At 68.0% G+C, this 24,477-nt stretch carries 22 protein-coding genes; 11 read left to right on the forward strand and 11 right to left on the reverse strand.

Annotation, left to right across the window (positions count from 1 at the left end):
* Nucleotides 1-86: 86 nt before the first annotated feature.
* On the forward strand, nt 87-290 hold the full coding sequence (locus tag E2F49_RS12000) for a CsbD family protein (protein WP_055246315.1): 204 nt from the start codon (nt 87-89) through the stop codon (nt 288-290).
* A 78-nt stretch (nt 291-368) separates the two neighbouring features.
* Here the strand turns inward: E2F49_RS12000 and E2F49_RS12005 are convergent, their stop codons facing one another.
* Nucleotides 369-1,181, reverse strand: a complete 813-nt coding sequence (locus E2F49_RS12005; protein WP_133394132.1) for a hypothetical protein — start codon at nt 1,179-1,181, stop codon at nt 369-371.
* A 132-nt stretch (nt 1,182-1,313) separates the two neighbouring features.
* On the opposite strand from E2F49_RS12005, the gene E2F49_RS12010 reads away from it, so the two are divergent.
* The 3 genes from E2F49_RS12010 to E2F49_RS12020 all read left to right on the forward strand — a co-directional run bounded on the left by E2F49_RS12010 (nt 1,314) and on the right by E2F49_RS12020 (nt 4,082).
* On the forward strand, nt 1,314-2,633 hold the full coding sequence (locus E2F49_RS12010; RefSeq protein ID WP_133394133.1) for a tryptophan--tRNA ligase: 1,320 nt from the start codon (nt 1,314-1,316) through the stop codon (nt 2,631-2,633).
* Nucleotides 2,630-2,938: a hypothetical protein gene (locus E2F49_RS12015; RefSeq protein WP_133394134.1), complete on the forward strand. Its 309-nt coding sequence runs from the start codon at nt 2,630-2,632 to the stop codon at nt 2,936-2,938. Before E2F49_RS12010 ends, E2F49_RS12015 begins: the two co-directional genes overlap by 4 nt.
* 205 nt (nt 2,939-3,143) lie before the next feature.
* Nucleotides 3,144-4,082, forward strand: coding sequence for an MBL fold metallo-hydrolase (locus E2F49_RS12020; protein ID WP_133394135.1), 939 nt, complete (start codon nt 3,144-3,146; stop codon nt 4,080-4,082).
* 22 nt (nt 4,083-4,104) lie between these two features.
* Here E2F49_RS12020 and E2F49_RS12025 read toward each other — a convergent pair whose 3' ends face one another.
* Nucleotides 4,105-4,491 carry a VOC family protein gene (locus tag E2F49_RS12025; protein ID WP_133394136.1) on the reverse strand — a complete coding sequence of 129 codons (387 nt, stop codon included), beginning with the start codon at nt 4,489-4,491 and terminating at the stop codon, nt 4,105-4,107.
* 79 nt (nt 4,492-4,570) lie between these two features.
* Nucleotides 4,571-5,443, reverse strand: a complete 873-nt coding sequence (locus tag E2F49_RS12030; RefSeq protein WP_133394137.1) for a tryptophan 2,3-dioxygenase — start codon at nt 5,441-5,443, stop codon at nt 4,571-4,573.
* A gap of 147 nt (nt 5,444-5,590) precedes the next feature.
* Between E2F49_RS12030 and E2F49_RS12035 the strand changes: the two genes are divergently transcribed.
* The 4 genes from E2F49_RS12035 (at nt 5,591) to E2F49_RS12050 (ending at nt 14,024) form a co-directional block, all read left to right on the forward strand.
* Nucleotides 5,591-9,151 carry a Calx-beta domain-containing protein gene (locus E2F49_RS12035; RefSeq protein WP_133394138.1) on the forward strand — a complete coding sequence of 1,187 codons (3,561 nt, stop codon included), beginning with the start codon at nt 5,591-5,593 and terminating at the stop codon, nt 9,149-9,151.
* 133 nt (nt 9,152-9,284) lie between these two features.
* Nucleotides 9,285-10,856 carry an AbgT family transporter gene (locus tag E2F49_RS12040; RefSeq protein WP_133394139.1) on the forward strand — a complete coding sequence of 524 codons (1,572 nt, stop codon included), beginning with the start codon at nt 9,285-9,287 and terminating at the stop codon, nt 10,854-10,856.
* 166 nt (nt 10,857-11,022) lie between these two features.
* Nucleotides 11,023-12,546, forward strand: coding sequence for a peptide MFS transporter (locus E2F49_RS12045; protein ID WP_133394140.1), 1,524 nt, complete (start codon nt 11,023-11,025; stop codon nt 12,544-12,546).
* 131 nt (nt 12,547-12,677) lie between these two features.
* A complete protein-coding gene (locus E2F49_RS12050) occupies nt 12,678-14,024 on the forward strand; it encodes an MFS transporter (RefSeq protein ID WP_133394141.1) in 1,347 nt (448 codons plus the stop codon).
* A gap of 22 nt (nt 14,025-14,046) precedes the next feature.
* Here the strand turns inward: E2F49_RS12050 and E2F49_RS12055 are convergent, their stop codons facing one another.
* Nucleotides 14,047-14,547: a MarR family winged helix-turn-helix transcriptional regulator gene (locus E2F49_RS12055; protein ID WP_133394142.1), complete on the reverse strand. Its 501-nt coding sequence runs from the start codon at nt 14,545-14,547 to the stop codon at nt 14,047-14,049.
* A gap of 131 nt (nt 14,548-14,678) precedes the next feature.
* On the opposite strand from E2F49_RS12055, the gene hppD reads away from it, so the two are divergent.
* Both hppD and hmgA read left to right on the forward strand, forming a co-directional pair.
* Nucleotides 14,679-15,749: a 4-hydroxyphenylpyruvate dioxygenase gene (gene hppD / locus E2F49_RS12060; RefSeq protein WP_133394357.1), complete on the forward strand. Its 1,071-nt coding sequence runs from the start codon at nt 14,679-14,681 to the stop codon at nt 15,747-15,749.
* A gap of 123 nt (nt 15,750-15,872) precedes the next feature.
* Nucleotides 15,873-17,174, forward strand: a complete 1,302-nt coding sequence (gene hmgA / locus E2F49_RS12065) for a homogentisate 1,2-dioxygenase (protein WP_133394358.1) — start codon at nt 15,873-15,875, stop codon at nt 17,172-17,174.
* Nucleotides 17,175-17,177: 3 nt separating this feature from the next.
* Here hmgA and E2F49_RS12070 read toward each other — a convergent pair whose 3' ends face one another.
* Nucleotides 17,178-17,735, reverse strand: a complete 558-nt coding sequence (locus E2F49_RS12070) for a hypothetical protein (RefSeq protein WP_133394143.1) — start codon at nt 17,733-17,735, stop codon at nt 17,178-17,180.
* 176 nt (nt 17,736-17,911) lie between these two features.
* Here E2F49_RS12070 and E2F49_RS12075 point away from each other — a divergent pair, with 176 nt between their 5' ends.
* Nucleotides 17,912-18,565 (forward strand): lectin, encoded by a 654-nt coding sequence (locus tag E2F49_RS12075; protein WP_133394144.1) that lies wholly within the window; start codon nt 17,912-17,914, stop codon nt 18,563-18,565.
* Between the two features lie 43 nt (nt 18,566-18,608).
* On the opposite strand, the gene E2F49_RS12080 is transcribed toward E2F49_RS12075, so the two are convergent.
* From E2F49_RS12080 to E2F49_RS12105, 6 genes are read right to left on the reverse strand one after another with little or no spacing between them, the layout of a single operon-like run.
* On the reverse strand, nt 18,609-18,986 hold the full coding sequence (locus tag E2F49_RS12080; protein WP_055246346.1) for a Na+/H+ antiporter subunit G: 378 nt from the start codon (nt 18,984-18,986) through the stop codon (nt 18,609-18,611).
* The gene (locus tag E2F49_RS12085; RefSeq protein ID WP_055246349.1) at nt 18,983-19,258 is read right to left on the reverse strand and encodes a K+/H+ antiporter subunit F; all 276 of its coding nucleotides are present in this window, start codon (nt 19,256-19,258) and stop codon (nt 18,983-18,985) included. The genes E2F49_RS12080 and E2F49_RS12085 overlap by 4 nt, the downstream gene beginning before the upstream one ends.
* Nucleotides 19,255-19,743 (reverse strand): Na+/H+ antiporter subunit E, encoded by a 489-nt coding sequence (locus E2F49_RS12090; RefSeq protein ID WP_055246351.1) that lies wholly within the window; start codon nt 19,741-19,743, stop codon nt 19,255-19,257. The genes E2F49_RS12085 and E2F49_RS12090 overlap by 4 nt, the downstream gene beginning before the upstream one ends.
* Nucleotides 19,740-21,266 (reverse strand): monovalent cation/H+ antiporter subunit D, encoded by a 1,527-nt coding sequence (locus E2F49_RS12095; RefSeq protein WP_133394145.1) that lies wholly within the window; start codon nt 21,264-21,266, stop codon nt 19,740-19,742. The genes E2F49_RS12090 and E2F49_RS12095 overlap by 4 nt, the downstream gene beginning before the upstream one ends.
* Complete coding sequence (locus tag E2F49_RS12100; RefSeq protein WP_133394146.1) at nt 21,263-21,628, reverse strand: Na+/H+ antiporter subunit C; 366 nt, start codon at nt 21,626-21,628, stop codon at nt 21,263-21,265. Before E2F49_RS12100 ends, E2F49_RS12095 begins: the two co-directional genes overlap by 4 nt.
* Nucleotides 21,628-24,405, reverse strand: a complete 2,778-nt coding sequence (locus E2F49_RS12105) for a monovalent cation/H+ antiporter subunit A (RefSeq protein ID WP_133394147.1) — start codon at nt 24,403-24,405, stop codon at nt 21,628-21,630. Before E2F49_RS12105 ends, E2F49_RS12100 begins: the two co-directional genes overlap by 1 nt.
* Nucleotides 24,406-24,477 lie beyond the last annotated feature (72 nt).

Here is a 24,477-nt window from a genome sequence, read left to right on the forward strand (position 1 = left end):
CGCGCGAGGATGGCCGTGCGACGAGGACTTCCGCACCCGCGCCGGTGCAGTCCCGCCGCCTCCATTCGAAGACAGGATCAACCGCCATGAACAAAGACATCATTGCCGGCAAGTGGACCCAGGTGAAGGGCAAGGCGCAGGCCAAGTGGGGCGACCTGACCGACGACGTGTTCGACGTGGCCGCGGGCGACAGCAAATATCTCGCCGGCAAGCTGCAGGAAAAGTACGGCTGGGAGCGCGACCGCGCAGAGCGCGAGGTCAAGGAATTCGAAAAGTCGCTCGACAGCTGAATCTTCGAACGCGCGACGTACGCGCACCTGGTTTACCCCCGAACGGACCGGCCTTGCCGGTCCGTTCGCGTATCCGGGTCACGGATCAGGCACGAAACGGCCGGGAAACGCATCCGGCCGGTGCGCCGACCAGGGCCGGTAGCCCGGCAGGATGCCGCGCGCGATCAGCGCGTCGGGACTGTCGTAGCGCAGGCTGGTGACCTGCGCGGGCTGGCGCGTGGCGCGCTCGAACGCCGTCGACGACACCGGCGCCCATTCGCGTATCCCGTGCGCGGTGCCGACCTGCTGGCGCGCGGCGCGTGCCTCGGACGCCATGTCCGCCGCCGACGACTCGGCCGCAGCGCGCCGGCGCGAGCCCGTAGGCGGCGAGGGCGGCGCCGGCACTGGTGCGCGCGCGGCTGCGATCGGTGGCGGTACGGCGCGGCGCTCCTCGAACACCGCGATCCCGATGGTCCCGACATCGTCCGGACGGCCCGTACGTGCCGCATAGCTCTCGCCGAGCGCGGCGAACTCGAACCGGGCGATGTCATCGTGCGATTTGCGCCAGCCCGTGATCTCGGTCGTCTGCCACGGCGCCAGGACGTAGCCGGTCTGCGCGGGCGAGGCAGTCTCGCCGCTGATCGCATTGACGCCGTCGACCGACAGCACCACCAGAACCCGCGCACCCGTGGTGTTGGTCAGTCGCACCGCATACGGCAGGCCGGGCATGCCGACGATCCAGGTCTCGCCGCGATGGGCGTGCGCCTGCAGCGGCGCTCCGCTGTCGCGCTCGACGACGTCCATGCGGACGCGTTCGACGGCCTTGGGCGCGCGATGCGCGGACGCCTCGCCGGCGATGAGCAGGGCGCCCAGGGTCAGGCAGGCGAGGGTGGTGGAGCCGGAAGTGCGCATGGCGGTGTCCCGCGGTGGAGGTGGACGGTCGAACGCGCCATCACCGCCGTCGGGGTTGCGCCGGGAACACCCGTGGCCAAGGGTTAGACTGGCGCTCAGCTGCAATCCGCATTTTCAGGTCGTTCCCAGTCCATGTCCCAGCGTCCCCTGCGCGTCCTCACCGGCATCACCACCTCCGGCACCCCGCACCTCGGCAATTACGTCGGTGCCGTGCGTCCGGCCATCCAGGCCAGCCGCGCCCCCGGTACCGAGAGTTTCTATTTCCTCGCCGACCTGCACAGCCTGATCAAGGCGCAGGACCCGGCGCGGACCCAGCGCTCGACGCTGGAGATCGCCGCGACGTGGCTTGCGGCGGGACTCGACCCGGCCAAGGTGTGGTTCTACCGGCAGAGCGACGTGCCCGAGACCACCGAGCTCATGTGGCTGCTGACCTGCGTCGCGGGCAAGGGCATCCTCAACCGCGCGCATGCGTACAAGGCCGCCGTCGACCGCAACCGCGCCGATGGCGAGGACGACGATGCGGCGGTGACCGCCGGCCTCTTCATGTACCCGGTGCTGATGGCCGCCGACATCCTGATCTTCAACGCCGACCGCGTGCCGGTGGGGCGCGACCAGATCCAGCACATCGAGATGGCGCGCGATTTCGCCCAGCGCTTCAACCATGTCTACGGGCGCGACTGGTTCACGCTGCCGGAGGTCGTCATCGACGACAACGTCGCGACGCTGCCGGGCCTCGACGGTCGCAAGATGAGCAAGAGCTACGAGAATACGATTCCGCTGTTCGTGCCGCAGGCGCAGTTGAAGAAGCTGGTGTTCTCGATCCTCACCGATTCGCGCAGCCCCGGCGAAGCCAAATCCACGGAAGGCTCGGCGCTGTTCCAGCTCTACCAGGCGTTCGCGACGCCCGACGAGACCGCGGGTTTCGCGCAGGCGTTCGCCGACGGCATCGGCTGGGGCGATGCCAAGCAGCAGCTGTTCGACGTGGTCGAGCGCGAGATCGCGCCGATGCGCGAACGCTACGAGGCGTTGATCGCGCGGCCGGGCGACATCGAGGACATCCTGCGCGACGGCGGCCGCCGTCTGCGCGAGCGCTACGCCACGCCGCTGCTGCAGCAGCTGCGCGATGCGGTGGGCCTGCGCGATCTGGGCAAGACGACCACGGTCGACACCGACGCCGGCACGCTGGCGAAGGCCGCGCCGCCGGTGTTCAAGCAATACCGCGACGCCGACGGCAAGTTCTATTTCAAGCTCGCCGACGGCGACCGCTTGCTGTTGCAGAGCACGGCGTTCGACGCGCCGCGCGACGCCGGCCAGACGATCGCGCGCCTGCGCCGCGGTGAGCTCGCGATTCCCGACGCGCCGGCAACGCTCGGCGAAGGCGTCGATGCGGCCACCGTGCAGGCCGCGCTCGATGCGCTGGCCGCAGCCGATGCCGAGAAGGCCGCCTCGTGAACCCGACCGTCGCCCAGAATCTCGCGCTGCTGCTGTTCCTGCCGTGGTTCCTGATCCTGGGCACGTTGTTCTGGGTGTATCCGCGCCAGCCGCGCGGCACGCGTCGCGTGATCTTCGATCTGGTCAGCCTGGCGGCATCGGTCGCCGCATTCCTGTGGTCGATCCATTGGGCGCATGCCGTGGCCGACGTCTCGCACGGACACATGTGGGGGCAGATTCTCGCCACCGCGGTCGGTTACGGCGTGTTTCTCGCGGTGCTGGGCGTGGCCTTCGCATTGCGGCGTCGCGTACTGCGCGCGCACTGACGCGAGCGTCCGCAGACGCCTGAGGGCGCGCGCTCGCGCGCGATTCGGGGCGTGTGACAGCGCACTGCATCACCGGAATCGCGTGCAAACGCGCTCCCACGAGAGCGGTGCCGGGTCATTCGAACGGGGCCGCATCGACCAAGGGCGGATTCGCCTGCACGCGGTCGAGGCCTAGACTGTCGCTTCCAAGTGCAGGAGCGATGCGATGTCCGATTCGGCTGCCATCACGATCATCGACACCGGCTATGTGCGCCCCGGGCTGTGCGCGGCGTATCTGGTGCAGTCGCAGGGGCGCGCGGCGCTGATCGACTGCGGCACCGCGACCTGCGCGCAGACCGTGCTGGACGCGATCGATGCGGCGGGCGTGCCGCGCGAGTCGGTCGACTGGCTGCTGGTCACGCACGTGCATCTCGACCACGCCGGCGCGGCGGGTCCGCTGATCCGTGCGCTGCCGAACGCGCGGCTCGTCGTGCATCCGCGCGGCGCGCCGCACATGATCGATCCGACGAAACTGATCGCCGGTGCCAAACTGGTCTACGGCGAGGCGATGTTCCAGCGCGACCACGCCGGCATGCTGCCGGTGCCCGAGGATCGCGTGGTCATCGCCGACGATGGTCACATCGTCGAACTCGCCGGTCGGCCGCTGCTGTGCGTCGACACGCCGGGCCACGCGCTGCATCACTACAGCGTCTGGGATGCGGCCACGCGCAGCTGGTTCGCAGGCGACACCTTCGGCCTGTCGTATCGCGAACTCGATACCGGGCAGGGCGCCTTCATCCTGCCGACGACCTCACCGGTGCAGTTCGATCCCGGACAGATGCACGCATCGATCGACAAGCTGCTGGCGAAATCGCCGGCGTCGATCCGCATCGCGCACTACGGCGAGGTCACCGAATGCGCTCGACTCGCGAAGGACCTGCATGACCAGATCGAAGCGATGGTCGCGATCACCCGGGAGGCGCAGGGCGCCGACGATCGCCACGCGCGCATCGTCGAGGGCCTGACGGCCCTCTACACGCAGCGCGCCGTCGCGCACGGCATCGAGGACGCCGAGGCGCGCGTGCAGGAGATCCTGGGCGGCGACATCGAGATCAACGCGCAGGGGCTGGGGATCTGGCTGGACCGGCAGGCGCGCGCGGCCTGATCAGGCGATTCCGGGCCGGCGCTCAATCCCAGCGGTTGAGGTGCGCGTCGAAGGGTTTGCCCTGCGGTTTCACCACGCAGAAGCGATGCCCGCTCGGCGCCTGCATGACCCACCAGTCCTTGACCTGCGCGACGCGCGTGGCGCCCAGGTCTTCCAGTCGCGCGACTTCCGCCTCGATGTCGTCGGTCTCGATGTCGAGATGGATGCGTGAGGCGTGGTCGACCTTCTGCAGCATCAGCACCGGTTCGTCGTCTGCGGTGTCGAGCACCGCGTAGCGACCATCGTCGTCTTCGGGCGGCAGCCGCTTGACCGGCTTGCCGAGCGCCTGTCGCCAGAAGTCGACATGCGGCGCGAGATCCTCGACCTGGCAGTCGAGCACGAACGTTGACAGGCGGCTGCGGTGCGGCATCTGCGATCCTCTGTTGCGGATGGGCGCAAGCATGCACCGCCTGCCGGCGACGTGCGTGAGCGAGAAGGCGTCCTTCGCCTCAGGCGTCGCTGCCGCGCCCCGGCCCGACGTGCGTGCGCACTTCGAACAGTTCCGGGAAGAACGTCAGGTCCAGCGCCTGGCGCAGAAAGCCGACGCCGCTCGACCCGCCGGTGCCACGCTTGAAGCCGATGATGCGCATCACCGTGCGCATGTGGCGGAAGCGCCACAGCTGGAACTGCGATTCCAGGTCCACCAGGTCCTCGCACAGCGAATACTCGCGCCACCAGCGCTCGGTGTCCTCGTAGATCGCCTCGAACACCGGCACCAGACTCGCGTCGAACACGTGCGGCTGGCGCCAGTCGCGGTCCAGATGGCGGGCGTCGACCGCGTGGCCCCAGCGGGCGAGATAGCGCAGGAACTCGTCGTAGAGGCCGGGCGCATCGAGCACCGCCTGCAGGCCGTCGCGGCCTTCGGGTTCGTGGGCGAACACGTCGAGCATCGCCGCGTTCTTGTTGCCCAGCAGGAACTCGACCTTGCGGTACTGCAGCGACTGGAAGCCCGACGACGGCCCCAGCACGTCACGGAATTCCATGTACTCGGCCGGCGTCATCGTCTCCAGCACCGACCACTGCTCGGTCAGCTGCCGCAGCACCTGCTTGCAGCGCGCCAGCACCTTGCGGCAGCGCCAGACCTCGTCGCGCTGCAGGTGACCGATCGCCGCCGACAGTTCGTGGATCAGCAGCTTGAGCCACAGCTCGGAGACCTGGTGCTGCACGACGAACAGCATCTCGTCGTGGTGCGGCGGCTCGGACAGCGGCTGCTGCGCGGCCAGCAGCAGGTCCAGGCGCAGATAGCCGCCGTAGGTGACGCGCCCGGAGAGGTCGAGGTGGATGCCGTCTTCGAGGGGGCGCTGGTTGCGGTCGATCGTCATCGGCGCAGGGTACCTCAGGGCCCTCGCTCCCTGTGTGCGGTGACGCTCCGGGGCCGGGACCGACGCCGCGCGTCATGCAATCGCCATCCAACCGCGGCACAATCGGGCGCGGGGCGCTATCGCCCGGGGACTCCAGGGAATCCACGCATGACTCGAACCACCAGCCGGCTGTTGTCGGCCTTGTTGCTGTGTTGCGGCGCCGGCGCCGCGCAGGCGGAGGTCGTCATCAGCCAGGTCTACGGCGGTGGCGGCAACAGCGGTGCCCCCTACAACGCCGACTTCGTCGAACTCTTCAATACCGGCGACCTGCCGGTCGCACTGGGCGGCAAGTCCGTGCAGTACGCCAGCGCCACCGGTACCGGAAACTTCGGCGCGGGTGCAAGCCAGATCGTCGTCCTGCCGGATGTCGAGATTCCGGCCGGCGGCTATTTCCTCGTCGGTCTGGCCGGCGGCACGAACGGCGCCCCGCTGCCGACGCCCGATGCCAGCGGCACGATCAACATGTCCGGCACCGCCGGCAAGGTGATCCTCGCCAATGCCACGACCAGCCTGGGCTGTAATGGCGGCGGCAATGCCTGCACGCCCGCCCAGCAGGCGCTGATCCTCGACCTGGTCGGATTCGGCAGCGCGAATTTCTTCGAAGGCAGTGCGCCTGCGCCTGCGCCGAGCAACAGCACGTCGATCCTGCGCGCCGGCGACGGTTGCACGGATACCAACGACAACGCCGACGATTTCGCCACCGCAGCACCGGCGCCGCGCAACGCCGCCAGCATCCCCAACATCTGCAGCGGCGGCGGCACGCTCTACCTGAGCATCACCGACACCAGCGGCGCCGAGGGCGACAGCGGCACCACGCCGTTCTTCATGACCGTCTCGCTGAACCAGCCGGCCGGACCGGAGGGCGTCACGTTCTCCTACGCCACCGCCGACGGCACTGCGACGGTGGCCGACAACGACTACATCGCGCGCTCGGGCACCGTCATGTTCGATGAAGGCGAGCGCGAACTCGTGTTGAGTGTCGACGTGGTCGGCGACGAGAAGGTCGAGCCGGACGAGGTCTTCTACGTCAACCTGAGCGATGTGCAGGGCGCCGAAGTGGCCAAGGGCCAGTCCGTCGTGACGATCATCAACGACGATGTGATCACGCTGCCGATCCACGCCATCCAGGGCAGCGGCGCGCGCTCGCCGGTCGAGAACCAGCCGGTCGCGACGCGCGGCATCGTCACCGGCCGCAAGAACAACGGCTTCTTCATCCAGACGCCCGACGGCGAGGACGACGGTGATCCGGCGACCTCCGAAGGCCTGTTCGTGTTCACGTCCAGCCTGCCGCCGGCCGATGCGCAGGTGGGCAACCTGGTGCTGGTGCAGGGCACGGTGATCGAGTACGTGCCGGCGGCCGATCCGCTGCAGTTGCCCTTGACCCAGATCACCAACGCCTCGGTGGTCAAGCTGTCGGAAGGGCATGCGCTGCCGGCAGCGATCGTGCTGACCAACGACCTGCCCAACGCGACCGGTGGCCTCGAGCAGCTGGAGCATCTGGAAGGCATGCGCGTCACCGCGCCGAGCTTCACCGTCGTCGCGCCGACCGGCGGCAACACCAACGAAGCGCAGGCGACCGGCAGCAGCAATGGTCGCTTCGCCGTCGTGGTCACCGGGACGCCGCGTCCGTTCCGCGAGCCGGGCATCCAGATCCCCAATCCGGATCCGGTCGGCAGCACCGCGCCGAACATCCCGCGCTGGGACTTCAATCCCGAGCTGATCGCCGTCAACAGCACGACGATCGGCGCGCCGGCGGCCGATCTCGCCGCGGGCTGCCGCATCACCGGCGGTTCGCTCATCGGCCCGCTGGACTACACCTTCCGCCGCTACACGATCTATCCCGAAGGCCCGCTCACCAGCGACTGCACGGGCGATGGCGAGCCGCGTCCCTCGGCGTTGCCGGGTCCGGACCACGTGAGCTTCGCGACCTACAACCTGCAGCGCTTTTTCGACACGGTGAACGATGCCAACAGCGGTCCGACGCTGACGCCGGCCGCGCTGGAGCGTCGGCTGTCGAAGGCCTCGATCGGCATCCGCGCGTATCTGCACGCCCCGGACGTCGTCGGCGTGACCGAGGTCGAGAACCTGCCTGTGCTGACCACGCTCGCCAACCGCATCAACGCCGACGCCGTGGCTGCGGGGCAGCCGGATCCGAAGTACGTCGCGTATCTGGAAGAAGGCTTCGACGTCGGCGGCATCGACGTCGGTTTCCTGGTCAAGACCGCGTCGGTCGGCAGCGTGGCCCGCATCGAGGTGGCGCGCGTCACCCAGGAAGGCCGCGACGAAGTGCTGACCAACCCGAACGGCTCGACCAGCGTGCTCAACGACCGGCCGCCGCTGGTGCTCGACGCCACCGCGCACTTCGCCGACGGCCGCCGCTACGGGTTCACCGCGATCGTCGTGCACCAGCGTTCGCTGAGCGGCATCGAGGACGATGCGTCCGGCAGCAACGGCTGGGCGACGGCCGGCCAGCGCGTGCGCGACAAGCGCCAGAAGCAGGCCGAGTACCTCGCCACGCTGATCGATGGCATGCAGAAGGATGATCCGGCGCGCCAGATCGTCGTGCTCGGCGACTTCAACGCGTTCGAGTTCAACGACGGCTACGTCGATGCGATGGGCACCGTCACCGGCCTGCCGTCGCCCGACGGCGAGACCGCGGTCGACAACGACGGCGCGGTGCTGATCACGCCGTCGCTGCTCAACATGACGCTGGAAGCGGCGAACGAGGAGCGCTACTCCTTCGTCTTCGACTACCAGGCGCAGTCGCTCGACCACGTGCTGGTGAACCAGGCCCTGGTGGATTCGCCGATGGTCGTGGGCCTCGACATCAGCCACGCGCGCATCAATGCCGACTTCCCGGAAGTCGCGCGCAACGATGCGGCCACGCCGACGCGTCTGTCCGATCACGATCCGACGGTGCTGCTGGTGCGTCTGCAGCCGGCGACGGTGGCCGATCTGGGCATCACCGCCGCCGCGGCGAACGCCGAAGTGTTCGCCGGCGACGCGCTGGACTTCAGCGCGACGGTGGTCAATTCCGGTCCCGATGCCGCGGCGTTCCCGGGCTTCGGCGCGGTGCTCGACGCCGAGCTCGACGATCTGCTGGTGACGCCGCCCGCCGACTGGAGCTGCGATGCGCCGGCGCTGGCCGACGGCAAAACCACCGTGTCCTGCAGCGCCGAAACGCTGGCCAACGCGGGGCAGGCGACGTTCGCACTGTCGGCCACGGCGCCCGAGTCGTCGATCGACGAGACGGTCACGCTGACCGTCGCGGCGACGTCGCAGACGCAGGATCCGGACGAGACCGACAACAACGCCGTGGCCGCGGTGTCGGTGGTCGAGGATCCGGCATCGGCCGCGACGCCGCTGGTGAACGGCGTGCAGATCGGCAATGTCGCCGGCGCAGCGGGCGAGTCGCGCCTGTTCCGCATCGACGTGCCGGCCGGTGCGCGCAACCTGCGCATCCTCACCGCGGGCGGTACCGGCGACGTGTCGCTGTTCGCCAGCCGCGACGTGCTGCCCACCGTCGATGCCTGGCAGCTGCGCTCGCAGCGTCCGGGCAACAACGAGACGGTGACGCTGGCGACCCCGCAGGCGGGCACCTGGTACATCCGCGTGGTCGGCGAGCGTGCATTCGCACGACTCACGGTGCGGGCCAGCTACACGCCCTGATCCGCGCGGTTTGCCTGTAGAGTGAAAAACCCCGGCCACGTGCCGGGGTTTTTTCGTCATCGGCACTGCGCCGGGGCCCGCGCGGGACACGGCTGCTAGGATGCGGGGCTGACGCACAAGGGGATTCCACCGCATGAGCCAGCCTTCTCCGCACACCGCAGCGCCGCGTGGCGCCATTGCCCGGTTCCTCGACGCCGTCGAGCGTGTCGGCAACAAGCTGCCCGATCCGGCAGTGCTGTTCCTGGGGCTGATGCTGGTCGTGTGGGTGGTGTCGGCGGTGCTGGCCAACGTGTCGTTCAACGAGATCGATCCGCGCAGCGGCGATCCGATCCAGATCCGCAACCTGCTGGCCGGCACCAGCTTCACCACCTTCATGGCGGACATGGTCCGCACGTTCGTCAACTTCGCGCCGCTGGGCGTGGTGCTGGTGGCGATGCTGGGTCTGGGCGTGGCGGAGCACACAGGCTTCATCAACGCAGCGCTGCGGTCGGTGCTGTCGATCACGCCGAAGATGCTGCTCACGCCGATGCTGATCGCGGTGGGCATCTTCAGCCACGTCGCCGTCGACGCCGGCTACGTGCTGGTGATTCCGCTGGGCGCGGTGATTTTCTATGCGGCCGGGCGTCATCCGCTGGCCGGCATCGCGGCCGCGTTCGCCGGCGTTTCGGGTGGATTCTCGGCAACGGTGATCCCGTCCAGCCTTGATCCGCTGCTCGCGGGTCTGACCCAGGAAGCAGCGAATCTCATTGACCCCACCGTCGTGGTCAATCCGCTCAACAACTACTACTTCACCACCGCCTCGACCGTGCTCGTGGTGCTGGTGGGCTGGTTCCTGACCGATCGCATCATCGAGCCGCGCCTGAAGACGACGCGTGTCGACGGCGATGCCAGCGACATGCCGAAGATGGAAACGCTGACCGCGCGCGAGCGCCGTGGCCTGTGGCTGGCCGTGCTGTCGATGCTGGTCTGCGTGGTGGCGCTGGTCGCGACCGCATTGCCGGCCGGCTCGCCCTGGCGGGCACCCGCCGACGCGCCGTCGGGCGCGGGCGAGCTGCTGGTGGCCAGTGCGCCGCTGATGCTGTCGATCGTGCCGTTGATCTTCATCCTGTTCGTTGTGCCGGGCATCGTCTACGGCTACGCCTCCGGCACGGTGCAGACCCATCGCGACATCATCGCCGGCATGAGCAAGGCGATGAGCGGCATGGGCTACTACATCGTCATGGCGTTCTTCGCCGCGCAGTTCATCTACGCGTTCGGCCAGAGCAACCTCGGCGCGCTGCTCGCGATCAAGGGCGCCAACGGCCTGCAGGCATTGGGCCTGCCGACCGGCGTGACCCTGATCGGCATCGTGCTGCTGTCGGGATTCGTCAACCTGCTGGTGGGTTCGGCCTCGGCGAAGTGGGCGCTGATCGGCGCGATCATGGTGCCGATGCTGATGCAGCTGGGCATCTCGCCCGACCTCACCCAGGCGGCCTACCGCGTCGGCGATTCGAGCACCAACATCATCACCCCGCTGCTGCCGTACTTCCCGCTGATCGTGGTGTTCTGCCAGCGCTACGTGAAATCGAGCGGCATCGGCACGTTGCTGGCGCTGATGCTGCCGTTCTCGCTGACCCTGCTGGTGGTCTGGACGGCCTTCCTGCTGGGCTTCTGGGCGCTGGGCCTGCCGCTGGGCGTCGGCGCGAGCTACACCTACCCGGGCTGACCGCGGCCTACAGCGATCGCGGCTTCGGGCCGCGATCGCCTGTTCAGCGTTCGACTGCACGCGGACGGGCCTCACGCCGCATTGACGCTGCGGCCGGTGTCGGTGATCCTCGCCGCACTTCGGGCCCCGGCCCGTCCCTCCAGTCCCGTATTCCCAGGGGTTCTCCATGAGTGCCGACGTCGTCGAGCCCAAGGTCGCGGCCATGCCGCCGCAGCCGCCCGCACCACCCGAATTTTCCCAGGTCCTCGGCCATCCCAAGCCGCTGTGGATGCTCTTCATGTCGGAGTTCTGGGAGCGCTTCGCGTTCTACGGCATCCGCTGGGCGATGGTCCTGTACATCGTCGCGCAGTTCCACGGTGGCGATGCCGCCGGTGAACGGCCGGCGAGCGAGATGTACGGCGCCTACCTTGCGCTGGTCTATGCCGGTGCGATTTTCGGCGGCTACGTCGCCGACCGCCTGATCGGCTTCCAGCGTTCGATCCTGCTCGGCGCGATGTTCATGGCGCTGGGCCTGTTCATGCTGGCCTCGCCGAGCGAGCCGCTGTTCAAGCTGGGTCTGGCGACGATCATCGTCGGCAACGGCCTGTTCAAGCCGATCATCTCGACCATGGTCGGCAAGCTCTACATGCAGGGCGACGCCCGCCGCGATGCCGGTTTCACCATCTTCTACATGGGCATCAACATCGGCGCGATGATCGCGCCGGTCGTCACCGGCTGGCTGGCGCGCAAGGTCTTCGGCACCGACACCGACCCGCATTACCAGTGGGTGTTCATCGCTGCCGGCATCGGCATGGTGATCAGCCTGGTGTGGTTCTGGGCCGGCCGCAGCCAGCTCAAGGGCATCGGTCTGCCGGATCCGGGGCAGGAAGGTCTCGGCCGCGTGGGTCTGGTCGCCGTGCTCGGCGCGGCGATCGGCATCCCGCTGTTCTACTTCCTGCTGACCATCGACGCGAGCGCCCTGCAGGCCATCCTGATGGCGCTGTTCGTGGTGCCGGCGGTAATGCTGCTGATCGAAGGCATCCGCGAGGGCAAGATCGCGCGCGACAAGGTGATCGCGATGCTGATCATCTTCGTGTTCAACGTGCTGTTCTGGATGTTCTTCGAACAGGCCGGCAGCTCGTTCACCTTCCTCGCCGACCGCATCGTCAATCGCGACTTCGGCAGCTGGACCTTCCCGCTGGAGTGGTTCCAGTCGGTCAACTCCATCGCCATCATCACCTTCGCGCCGATCATGGCGTGGATGTGGGTGAAGATGGGCAAGGCCAACCCGTCGATCCCGCGCAAGTTCGGTCTCGGCCTGATCTTCAACGGCCTGGCCTTCCTGCTGCTGATGATCGCGCTCAACAGCATGGTCGACGGCAGCGGCAAGATCCCGTTCTGGACGCTGTTCGCGGTGTACGTGATCCAGTCGATCGGCGAGCTCTGCCTGTCGCCGATCGGCCTGTCGATGACGACCAAGCTGGCGCCCTCGCGCGTGGCCGGCATGGCGATGGGCTGCTGGTTCCTGTCGATCGCGATCGGCAACAACCTGGCGGGCATCTTCGCCGGTCAGGTCAGCGGCGAGAGCGGCATGACCGCCGCCTCCGCGCAGGCCGGCTACACCTTCGGCTTCTGGGCGCTGGCCGGTGCCGGCGTGCTGCTGTTCGTGATCGCGCCGCTGGTCAACCGCCTGATGCACGGCGTGAAGTGACGCAACGGCCTGCGCTTGCGCGCAGGTCGGCTTGACGCGGAACGGCGGCCATGTGCCGCCGTTGCGCGTTTCCGGATCACCCTGCAGGGCTGTACAGTCCTGCACCAGCCTTCACCGATGACGAGACTTCCATGACCACCGGACCGCACACCGCGCTGCCGCGCCCGACGCCCACGCAGCGCTGGCTTGCCCTGGTGTTCGTCAGTCTGGCGATGTTCGGCAACTACTACGTCTACGACGCGCTCGGTCCGATCATCGACCTGCTGCGCGAGCAGGAAGGTTTCAGCTACGTCCAGACCGGCTGGCTCTACAACATCTACAGCCTGGCCGCGGTGCTGGTGCTGCTGTTCGGCGGTTACGTCATCGACCGCTGGGGCACCAAGCTCGCCATCGTCGTCTTCTCGACCATCTGCCTGATCGCCGCGGCCGTCACCGCATCCACCGCGCAGTTCGAGGTGATGCTCGCAGGCCGTTTCCTGCTCGGTCTGGGCGCCGAACCGCTGATCGTCGCCGCAACCGCGGTGCTGGCGAAGTGGTTCAAGGGCCGCGAGCTGAGCTTCGCGTTCGGCATCAACCTGTCGATCGCGCGTCTGGGCTCGGCCTCGACCGACTGGTCGACCTCGTTCGCCGCGCCCCTGTACGAGAACTGGCAGGACCCGTTGTGGCTGGCCACCGGCGTGGCGGCGGTCGGTGTGACCGCGGCGATGCTGTACTGGGTCAGCGAAAAGCGCGCTGAAGGCCGCGTGGATCTCGGCGCGCCGCCGGAAACCGACAAGCTCGATCTCAAGCAGATGTACGCCTTCAGCCAGTCCTTCTGGTACATCGTCGGTCTGTGCGTCGTGTTCTACGCGACCGTGTTCCCGTTCCGCGCGTTCGCGATCGACTACTTCCAGCAGGCGCACGGCCTGGACCGCAGCACGGCCGGCATGCTCAGCAGCTTCCTGCCGCTGGCGGCGATCATCGTGACGCCGCTGTTCGGCCTGTGGGTGGATCGCGTCGGACACCGCTCGGTGTTCATGGCGGTCGGTTCGCTGGTGATGCTGCCGCTGTTCCTCGCGGTGACCTATCTGCCGCCCGGGCCCGAAGTCGGCGTGTGGCTGCCCTTCGTCGGCAGAGCGCAGGTGCCGGTCACGCTGCTGCTGGTGATGCTGCTGCTGGGCGGCGTGTTCTCGCTGATCCCTGCGGTGATGTGGCCCTCGGTCGCCTACATCGTGCGCGAGAACCGGCTGGGCGCGGCCTATTCGATGATGACGCTGTGCCAACAGATCGGCGTATTCCTGGTGCCGCTGGCGGTGACCTCGATGAACCAGTTCAATGCGGCCGGTCCGGAGAACACGGGCGGCTACGCGTCGGGCATGTGGTTCTACACCACGCTCGCAGCGCTGGGCCTGTTCTTCTCGTGGCGCCTGTGGCAAGTGGAGCGCGGGCCGAACGGTCACGGCCTGGAGCGCGGCGCGAAGGAAATGGCGGCCGGCTGATCCGGCCGCCGCCTGCGCGGTCTCAGACCACGTACTTGCGGGTGAGCTTGGCCAGCAGGCCGTCGAGCGCGGCGCGCTCGTCCTCGTCGATCGCCGACAGCAGATCGCGTTCGAACTCCAGCGCCAGCGGCACGACCACGTCGTAGACCGCGTAGCCGGCTTCCGACAGTTCCAGCACCGAACGGCGGCGGTCGCTGTCGTGCATCTCGCGTTCGATGAAGCCGCGTTCGAGCAGGCGCGCCACCGCGCGGCTCACTGCGACCTTGTCCATCGCCGTGCGCTCGGCCACCCCGTTCGCCGACAGCTCCGGATAGCGCCCCAGCACCGCGATCACCCGCCATTCGGTCACGCTGATCCCGAACCGCTCCGAATAGATGTCCGCCAGGCCGCGGCTCATGCGGTTGGTCAGCACGCTGAGCCGGTAGGGCAGGAAATGCTCGAGATCGAGGCTGCGGTGGCCGTGGCCGTCGTGGTCGGCGGCCGGCTCGGCCGGAGGTGCTGCGGGAACTGCGGGTCGGGTCATGGTGCGTTGCGCCTTGCAGTAGGTTGCACACGTAACTATAAAGAGGGGTCTGAAGCCGCGCCCCCCGCCGGCCCCATCGCGATGGAGTATCCACCATGAGCGCTCACGCACACACCGCCCCCAATCTCGGCATGGAAGTGACCACGTTCGAGAATCCGATGGGCATCGACGGCTTCGAGTTCGTCGAGTTCGCCGCACCGGCCGACCAGGCCGCGTACATGCACGACTACTTCCGCAACATGGGCTTCACCGCGGTGCTCAAGCACAGGTCGCGGCCGATCACCGTGTACCGGCAGGGCGGCGTGAACTTCCTGCTCAACGAAGATCCCGATTCCTTTGCCGCGCAGTTCGCCAAGGCGCATGGCCCGTCGGCCTGCGGTTTCGCGATCCGCTTCAAGCAGCCGGCCGCGACCGTCTACGAGCGCGTGCTGGCCAACGGCGGCGAGGCGATCGGCGAAGGCGAGTCGACCAAGGCGGTCGATGCGCCGGTGGTCAAGGGCATCGGCGATTGCATGCTGTATCTGGTTGACCGCTACGGCACGTCGGGTTCGATCTACGGCGACGACTACGTGGCGATCGATGGCGTCGACCAGAACCCGACCGGATTCGGCCTGACCTTCATCGACCACCTCACGCACAACCTCTACTTCGGCAACATGCAGAAGTGGTCGGATTACTACGAGAAGCTGTTCAACTTCCGCGAGATCCGCTACTTCGACATCAAGGGCGCCAAGACCGGCCTGAAGTCCAAGGCGATGACCGCGCCGGACGGCATCGTGCGCATTCCGCTCAACGAGTCGAACGATCCCAAGTCGCAGATCAACGAATACCTCGACGCCTACAAGGGCGAGGGCATCCAGCACATCGCCTGCTTCACCGACGACATCTACAGCTCGATCGAGCAGATGCGCGAGAAGGGCATCGCCTTCCTCGACACGCCGGAGACCTACTTCGAGGTCATCGACCAGCGCATTCCCGATCACGGCGAGGATGTCGCGCGTCTGGCGCGCAACAAGATCCTGATCGATGCCGATCCGGAGACCAAGCAGCGCAAGCTGCTGCAGATCTTCACCCAGAACGCGTTCGGCCCGATCTTCTTCGAGATCATCCAGCGCAAGGGCAACGAAGGCTTCGGCGAAGGCAACTTCCAGGCGCTGTTCGAGAGCATCGAACGCGACCAGATGAAGCGCGGCGTGCTCTGACGCACAGCTGGCCTGCAGGCGTCCTCCCGCAGTGGCGTGGAGGACGCGCAACCACATTCGGGTGACGCCATGAACGCATCGACGGACGACACGGTGACCGCGCTACCGCAGGGCAACGCGCAGATGCGCGCTGCGCGCGGCTACATGTCCGGCTTCGGCAACGAATTCGCGACCGAAGCCGAAGCCGGCACATTGCCGGTCGGACGCAATTCGCCGCAGCGCGTGGCGCATGGTCTGTACGCCGAGCAGCTGTCGGGCACGGCGTTCACCGCGCCGCGGGGCGAGAACCGGCGTAGCTGGCTGTACCGCATCCGCCCGGCGGCGATGCACGGCGCGTTCTCGCCGTTCCAGCAGCCGCGCTTTCACGACGGCTTCGATCGCGGTCCGGTGCCGCCGGACCAGATGCGCTGGAGCCCGCTGGCGATTCCGGACACGCCGGTCGATTTCATCGACGGCCTGTTCTCGATGGCCGGCACCGGCGGCCCCGGCGCGCACGAGGGCGTGGGCATCCACGTCTATGCCGCGAACGCGTCGATGACCGACCGCTTCTTCTACAGCGCCGACGGCGAACTGCTGATCGTCCCGCAGCAGGGGCGGCTGGTGCTGGCGACCGAGTTCGGCGTGCTCGAAGTCGAACCGCAGGAAATCGCGGTGATCCCGCGCGGCGTGCGTTTCCGTGTCGAACTGCCCGACGGCGCGAGCCGCGGCTACGTCTGCGAGAACCAGGGTCATGCGCTGCGCCTGCCCGATCTCGGACCGATCGGCGCCAACGGTCTGGCCAATCCGCGCGATTTCCTCAGCCCCGTGGCGGCGTACGAGGACATCGAAGGCGACTTCACCCTGATCGCCAAGTTCCAGGGCCATCTGTGGCAGGCGCCGATCGATCATTCGCCGCTGGACGTCGTCGGCTGGCACGGCAACTACGCGCCGTACAAGTACGACCTGCGCCGCTTCAACGCGATCGGCTCGATCAGCTTCGACCATCCTGACCCCAGCATCTTCACCGTGCTTACCTCGCCGAGCGACACGCCCGGTACGGCGAACATGGATTTCGCGATCTTCCCGCCGCGCTGGCTGGTGGCGCAGGACACGTTCCGCCCGCCGTGGTTCCACCGCAACGTGGCCAGCGAGTTCATGGGTCTGGTGCACGGCCAGTACGACGCCAAGGCCGACGGCTTCTCGCCCGGCGCCTGCTCGCTGCACAACTGCATGAGCGGCCACGGCCCGGACGCGGCGACGTTCGAGAAGGCGAGCGCGGCCGATCTGTCCAAGCCCGACGTCATCAGCGGCACGATGGCCTTCATGTTCGAGACGCGTGCGGTGATCCGGCCGACGCGCCAGGCGCTCGATGCGCCGCATCGCCAGGGCGACTACCAGGACTGCTGGTCGGGACTGAAGTGCAACTTCGTGCCGCCGCGCGGCTGAGTCTCAGGCGACCGCGTCGGTCTCGCGGTCCAGCACCAGGCCGCCCAGCGCCGGCAGGTGCGGCTCGGGCATCACTTCGGCCACGCGTTCGCGCACGCGTGCGGCATAGCCGGGCTTGGTGAAGGCGGGAAGTCCCGCGATCGCTTCGAGAATCGCGGTCACCGTCGCGTCTTCGTCGGTGCCGCCGACCAGACGCGCGCGCAGGACCTGCGGCGCCGGCGCGCGCTGCAGTTCCAGCATGCCCTGCACGTAGATGCGCGCCGCGCTCAGCGAACGGCGACGTGCCGTCGTGGCTTGCGACGGCGCAGTCGTGGCGCCAGTGGTTTCGACAGCCGCAAGCGGCGATGCGGGCACCACGCGGGATGCGTCCACATCGTCCAGATAACCTGCGTCCTGAAGCTGCTGCAAAACGGCCACGGTATCGGCGCCGAGCATCGCGACGAGTTCGGACGCGGTGCGCCGACCGTCGCATAGGATCAGGACGCGACGTTGTCTGAGATCGAGCGCTGCACCGTGGGTCGCGAGTGCACGATGGGCGGATTCGGTCTTGCGGGCGGGCACGGCGCGGCACTTCCTGCGGCAGGCGGGCAGCATGGAAAGCGCCGATGAAACGGCCATGACAGACCGGGTGATGGCGATCACAGCCTGCGCATGCAGCGTGTGTGGAGCGCAGGCCACGTGCCGTTCACGCGTGGGCGCTAGTCTCGCTGCGCATTCCACCCTCGAGGAGTCGCTGCATGTCGATCCAACGTGTCCTGCCGGCGGTCGCCGTACTCGCCCTGTCGCTCGCCGCCTGCCAGCGCGAAGCCCCGCCGGCCGAGCCGGTTCCCGCCGCCTCCGCGCCCGCGTCGCCGGCCGAGCCTGCGCACGTGGCCGATCAGCCCGAGATGACCCCTCCGCCGGCCGGCATGGGCACCAACATGCCGCAGGTCGTCGATGGCGTGATCACCTTCCAAGGCTTCGGCCCGGCCGCGTTCGGCAGCGACGCCGAGCAGGTCCGCATGGCCTGGGGCAACGATCTGGGCGACGCCCAGCCGTCCGAGCCGGGCGGTTGCTATTACCTCTCGCCGCCGCGCACCGGAACGACGGATTTCGGCCTCGGCTTCATGATGGAAGGCGACAAGTTCTCGCGCATCGACGTAAGCAACGACGGCTACACCGCGCCTGGCGGTGGCAAGGTCGGCATGACGCGCGCGGAGATCGAGCAGCTGTATGCCGGTCGCGTCGAAGCCTCGCCGCACAAGTACGTCGACGGCGCCCATACCCTGCGTGTCACCGACACCGGCGGCGGCCAGTCGGCGCTCGTGTTCGAGACCGATGCCGGCGGCAAGGTGACCGGCTGGCGCATCGGCGTGCCGCCGCAGATCGATTACGTCGAGCGCTGCGGCTGATCGTTCATTGCAAGAAAACAAGGGCCGCATCTGCGGCCCTTGTTCATTGGCGCTCCGGCGGCGCCGGATCTTCGCGATCGACGACTTTCTCGTCCGCGTCGGGCGTGCGGTCGGGATGCGGCGGCCGGTCGTCCATCAGCGACAGCGCCGCGCGAGACATGAGGTGCGCGCTGATCGGCGCGGTCAGGAACAGGAACACGGTGATCAGGATCTCGCGCGGATGCACGCCGCTGCCGTTGACCCAGTGGTAGATGATCGACGCGAACAGCACGCAGCCCACGCCCAGCGTGCTGGCCTTGGCCGGACCGTGCACGCGACGGAAGAAGTCGGAGAGTTTGACCATCGCCACGCCGCCGAGCAGGGTGAAGAAGCACCCGACGGCCAGCAGGAAGATCACGACGATTTCGAAGACCGTGCTCATTCCACGATGTCCCGGCGCACGACGTACTTGCTCAGGACCACGGTGCCCACGAAGCCCAGCATCGCGATGATCAGCGCGGCTTCGAAGTACACCTCGGTGTCGAGCAGCATGCCGAACATGATCAGCTGCGCGATGGCGCTGATGTAGAGCGTGTCCAGCGCGAGAATGCGGTCGGGCGCGGTCGGGCCGCGCAGCAGGCGCCACAGCGACAGCAGCATGGCCAGGCCGACCACGTGCATGCCGACGATGATGGCGATATCGATGATCGTCATGGAAAGATCTCCCTCAGCGGCGCTTCGTAGCGGGCCTTGACCTCGGCCACCAGCGCCTGCGGGTCGTCGGTGCTCAGACAGTGCACCAGCAGATACTTGCGGTCTTCCGACAGCTCGGCCGACACCGTGCCCGGCGTGAGCGTGATCACGCTGGTCAGCGCGGAAATGCCGTGGATGTTGGTCAGGTCCAGCGGGATCCACACGAACTGCGAGCGCAGCCGCGATTCGGGGCCCAGCACCTGGCGGGCGACCGTGATGTTCGCGATGACGATGTCGACCAGCAGCCGGCCGATCAGGCGGAAACCGCCACGCAACCGGCCCAGTCGCGCGAACTCGCGTTCCAGCCGCGCCGCCAGCAGCGGCATCAGCCAGGCGAGCAGCAGGGCCATGACCACGTTGCCCGGGCTCACGTCCTGCGCCATCAGCAGCCAGAACGCGAAGACCGTCAGGCTCTGCGGGATCGAGGGCAGCATGCGGCGCTTCATGGCGAGGGCTCCCGGATCTGCGGATCGGTCTGGCGCAGCGTCTGGATGTACGTGTCCACGTCCAGTAACTGCGTTGCCGCCGCGTTCGTGTAACGCAGCACCGGCCCCGCCGCCACGGTCATCGCGATGCCGTAGGCGAGCAGCAGTACGACGGCGCCGATCTCTGCGCGGCGCACGGGTGGCGCCTCGTGGTCGGTCTCGCTGTCGATCCGCCAGAACAACCGCGTGCCACTTCGCGACAGGCCGATGATCGTCATCAGGCTGCTGCCCAGAATCACCGCCCAGATCCACGCCAGCTGCGCCTCGGGCACCGAATTGAGCAGCTGCAGCTTGCCGATGAAGCCCGATAGCGGCGGCAGGCCGGCGATCGACACCGCCGCGATCAGAAACAGGGCCGCCGGCAGCGTCTTGTTCGGCATCGAGGCGATCGGCATCAGGTAGTCGCCGTTGCTGCCGCGATGGCGCTGGATGATGTCGGCCAGCAGGAACAGCGACGCGCTGACGAACACGCTGTGCGCGAGGTAGTACAGGCCGGCGGAAATCGCGCCGGGATTGGCGAGCGAGAACGCCACGAACAGCGTGCCGGCCGACAGCAGCACCAGATAGGCCACGCCGATGCGCAGGCGCGGCGCGCCGATCACGCCCAGCGCCGCCAGCACGATCGTCGCCGCGCCGGCCGGCAGCAGCCAGTCCCAGGCCAGGTTCGCAAGGGGACCGGCGGCCTCGCCGAACATCAGCGTGTAGACGCGCAGGATCGCGTACAGCCCGACCTTGGTCATCACCGTGAACAGTGCCGCGACCGCGGCCGGCGCGCGCGCATAGGCTTCCGGCAGCCACAGGTACAGCGGCAGCAGCGCGGCCTTTGCGCAGAACACCAGCAGCAGCAGACCGGCGCCGGCATGGATCAGCATCGTGCGCTCGGGGGGCGCGGCCGCGATGCGCGCCGCCATCTCGGTCATGTTGAGTGTGCCGAGCATGCCGTACAGCAGGCCCAGCGCCATCAGGAAGACCACCGACGCCGCGATGTTGAACACCACGTAATGCATGCCGGCCTTGATCCGCGCGCCACGGGCGCCGCTGAGCAGCAGACCGTAGGAGGCGATGAGCATCACCTCGAAGAACACGAACAGATTGAACAGGTCGCCGGTCAGGAACGCACCATTGAGACCGGCCAGCTGCATCTGGAACAGCGCATGGAAGTGCAGGGCGCGCTTGTCCCAGCCCGCGCAGGCGTACATCAGGCAGGGAAGGGCGAGCAGCGTGGTGGTCAGCACCATCAGCGCCGAGAGCCGGTCGACCATCAGCGTGATGCCGAGCTTGGCCGGCCAGTCGCCGAGCAGGTAGACCAGCATGTCCTCGCGCTGCACCTGCACCAGCAGGGTCACGCTGACCGCCAGCATCGCCAGCATGCCCAGCCACGCCCAGATGCGCTGGACGGAGATGCGGTGCCGCCGTTCGAGCAACAGCAGCAGCGCGCCGGTGACCAGCGGCACCAGCACCGGCAGCACGGGCAGGTGGTTCATCGGTCACCTCCGCGCGCGGCGTCGTCGGGTTCCTCGCCGTCGACGTGGTCGGTGTGCAGGTCGGCGTGCTCGCGCATCGCCACGACCACGGTCACCGCGGTCATCGCGAAGGCGATGACGATGGCCGTCAGTACGAGTGCCTGCGGCAGCGGGTCGGAATAGTTGGCCAGCGTCTGCGCCACGCCGTCGCGCAGGACCGGCGGCTTGCCGACGACCGGGCGGCCGGCGGCGAAGATCAGCAGGTTGGTGGCGTAGGACAGCAGCGTCAGTCCCAGGATCACGTCGAACGTGCGCGCGCGCAGCAGCAGGTAGATGCCCGAAGCAGCGAGCACGCCGATGGCGGTGGCGATCGCGAATTCCATCAGCGCGCCTCCTCTGCGGCCTGTCGATGTTTGACCGTGCCCATCGTCGAGAGCATCAGCAGGGTGCCGGCGAACACGACCACGTACACGCCGGTGTCGAACACCAGCGCACTGGCCAGCGGCAGCAGGCCGATCAGCGGCACGTCGAGATCGAGGTGGCCACTGGTCATGAACGGCACGCCGAACCACCACGAGCCGACGCCGCCCAGCACCGCCAGCAGCAGGCCGATGGCGATGCCGCGCAGATAGTCGAAGCCGAACGTCGCTTCCACTGCGCGCGCGCCCTGCAGCACGTACTTCACCAGCACCGGCACCGCGAACACGAGGCCGGCGATGAAGCCGCCGCCCGGCGCGTTGTGGCCGCGCAGGAACAGATAGATCGACACCGTCAGCGCCAGCGGGAACAGCAGCTGGGTGAGATCGGCGGCGATGGGCAGCTGTGCCGGCGGACCGGGAATGACTTCGTCGGGCTTCAGGCGCGCCCAGCGCAGCAGCGCGTGCACCACCAGCGCAGCGATGCCGAACACGGCGATTTCGCCGAAGGTATCGAAGCCGCGGAAGTCGACCAGGATGACGTTGACCACGTTGCGCCCGTAGGCCTCGGGCAGCGAACGCACCAGCAGCTCGCTGGAGATCGTATCGGCGGGCGACATCATCATCGCGTAGGCCAAGACCGCCAGCCCGCCGCCGGCGACACCGGCGATGGCGATGTCGCGCGCCTTGCGCAGCGGACGGCGCGAGACCTTCGACTGCTTGGGCAGGTAGTTGAGCGCCATCATCATCAGCGCGATCGTCACCATCTCCACCAGCAACTGGGTCAGCGCGAGGTCCGGCGCGGAGAGGTGCACGAAGATCAGGCTCACCGCCAGACCCACCGCGCCGATCACGATCAGCGCGGTCAGGCGCTTGCCGTGCACGACGACGGTGCCGATGGTGGCGGCCACGAGGACGGCCCACAGCACCCAGCCCACGACCGGCAGCGGTTGCGGCCGGCCGAGCGTGGCGAGCAGTTCGAACGTGCCGCCCAGCATCGGCGTGCCGGCCAGCAGCAGCGCGATCGCGATCATCAGGAACAGGCTGCGCTGCAGGCTGCCGTTGGCCACGCGTGCGGTGAACCGGCGTGCCAGCGCGAACAGCGCCTCGACGTTGAGCTGGAACACGTTGCGGCCGATCGAGCGCGTCACCACGGCATGGAAATCGAGCAGACGGCGCAGGCCGAAATACAGCGCAACGCCCAGCACCACGCTGGCGATGCTCATCAGCAGCGGCAGGTTGATGCCATGCCAGACCGACAGGCTGAATTCCGGCGCCGCAGCGCCGAGCGTGCCGCGCACCATGGTGTGCAGCAGCGGGCCGATGGTCAGTGCCGGCACGATGCCGACCACAACGCACAGGATCGCCAGTACGCCGACGGGAATGCGCATCCAGCGCGGCGGCTCGTGCGGCACCACGTCGAGCGCGCGCGGACCCTTGCCGAAGAACGTGTCGTGCACGAAGCGCAGGCTGTAGGCGATGCCGAACACGCCGGCCAGCAGGGCTGCGATGCTCACGATGGTGCGCATCGTGCCGTGCCCGCCGATTTCCAGCGCTTCGGCGAAGAACATCTCCTTCGACAGGAAGCCGTTGAGCAGCGGAATGCCGGCCATGGCCAGCGACGCGACGATCGCGAGCAGGCTGGTGGCGGGCATCAGCCGCCTGAGGTTGCCCAGCCGGCGCATGTCGCGCGTGCCGCATTCGTGGTCGATGATGCCGGCCGCCATGAACAGCGACGCCTTGAACATCGCGTGGTTGAGGATGTGGAACAGGCCGGCGACCACGGCCATCTCGGTCGACAGGCCGAACAGCAGCGTGATCAGGCCGAGGTGCGAAATCGTCGAGTAGGCCAGCAGGCCCTTGAGGTCGTGCTGGAAGATCGCGAACCACGCGCCGACCAGCAACGTCGCGGCGCCCACGCTGGTGACCACGTAGAAGAACAGTTCGCTGCCGGCGAGCGCGGGGTGCAGACGGGCCAGCAGGAACACGCCGGCCTTCACCATCGTCGCCGAATGCAGATAGGCTGAGACCGGCGTCGGCGCGGCCATCGCGTGCGGCAGCCAGAAGTGGAACGGGAACTGCGCGCTCTTGGTGAAGATGCCCAGCAGCACCAGACCCAGCGCCCACGGATAGAGATGGCTGGCGCGGATCAGTTCGCCCGAGGCCAGCACCGTGTCGAGGTCGTAACTGCCGACGATGCGCCCGATCAGCAGCACGCCGCCGAGCAGCGCCAGACCGCCCATGCCGGTGATCGTCAGCGCCATGCGCGCGCCCTGGCGCGCGTCCTGACGGTGCGACCAGAAGCCGATCAGCAGGAACGAGCTGATCGAGGTCAGCTCCCAGAACACCGCCAGCAGCAGCAGGTTGCCGGCGATGACCATGCCGAGCATGGCGCCCATGAAGAGCAGCAGATAGGTGAAGAACCGGCGCGGACTGTCCTTGGCCGACAGGTAGTAATGGCCGTACAGCACCACCAGTCCGCCGATGCCCAGCACCAGCAGCGCGAACGTCCACGCCAGCCCGTCCACGCGCAGGCTGAAATCCAGCCCGGCTTCGGGAATCCACGCGTACTGCGTCTTGAGAATCGACCCGTCGAACACGTCGCCGGCCAACAGCCCCAACAGCGTCAGACCCAGCAGCGGCACGAGGCCGGCCAGCCAGGCATGGGTACGACGTGACGCATTCGCGGACAGCGCCACGACAAGCGCCAGCACGAAGGGCAGGGCCAAGAGAAGTTCGAGCATCGGGCTCCTTGTGGAGGCAGGTCGGCCAGTCGGCCGGCGGGTCACGCAAGGGCCGGGCAGTCTAACCGATGG

It is taken from the genome of Luteimonas terrae, from assembly GCF_004358165.1.
Classification (GTDB): domain Bacteria; phylum Pseudomonadota; class Gammaproteobacteria; order Xanthomonadales; family Xanthomonadaceae; genus Luteimonas; species Luteimonas terrae.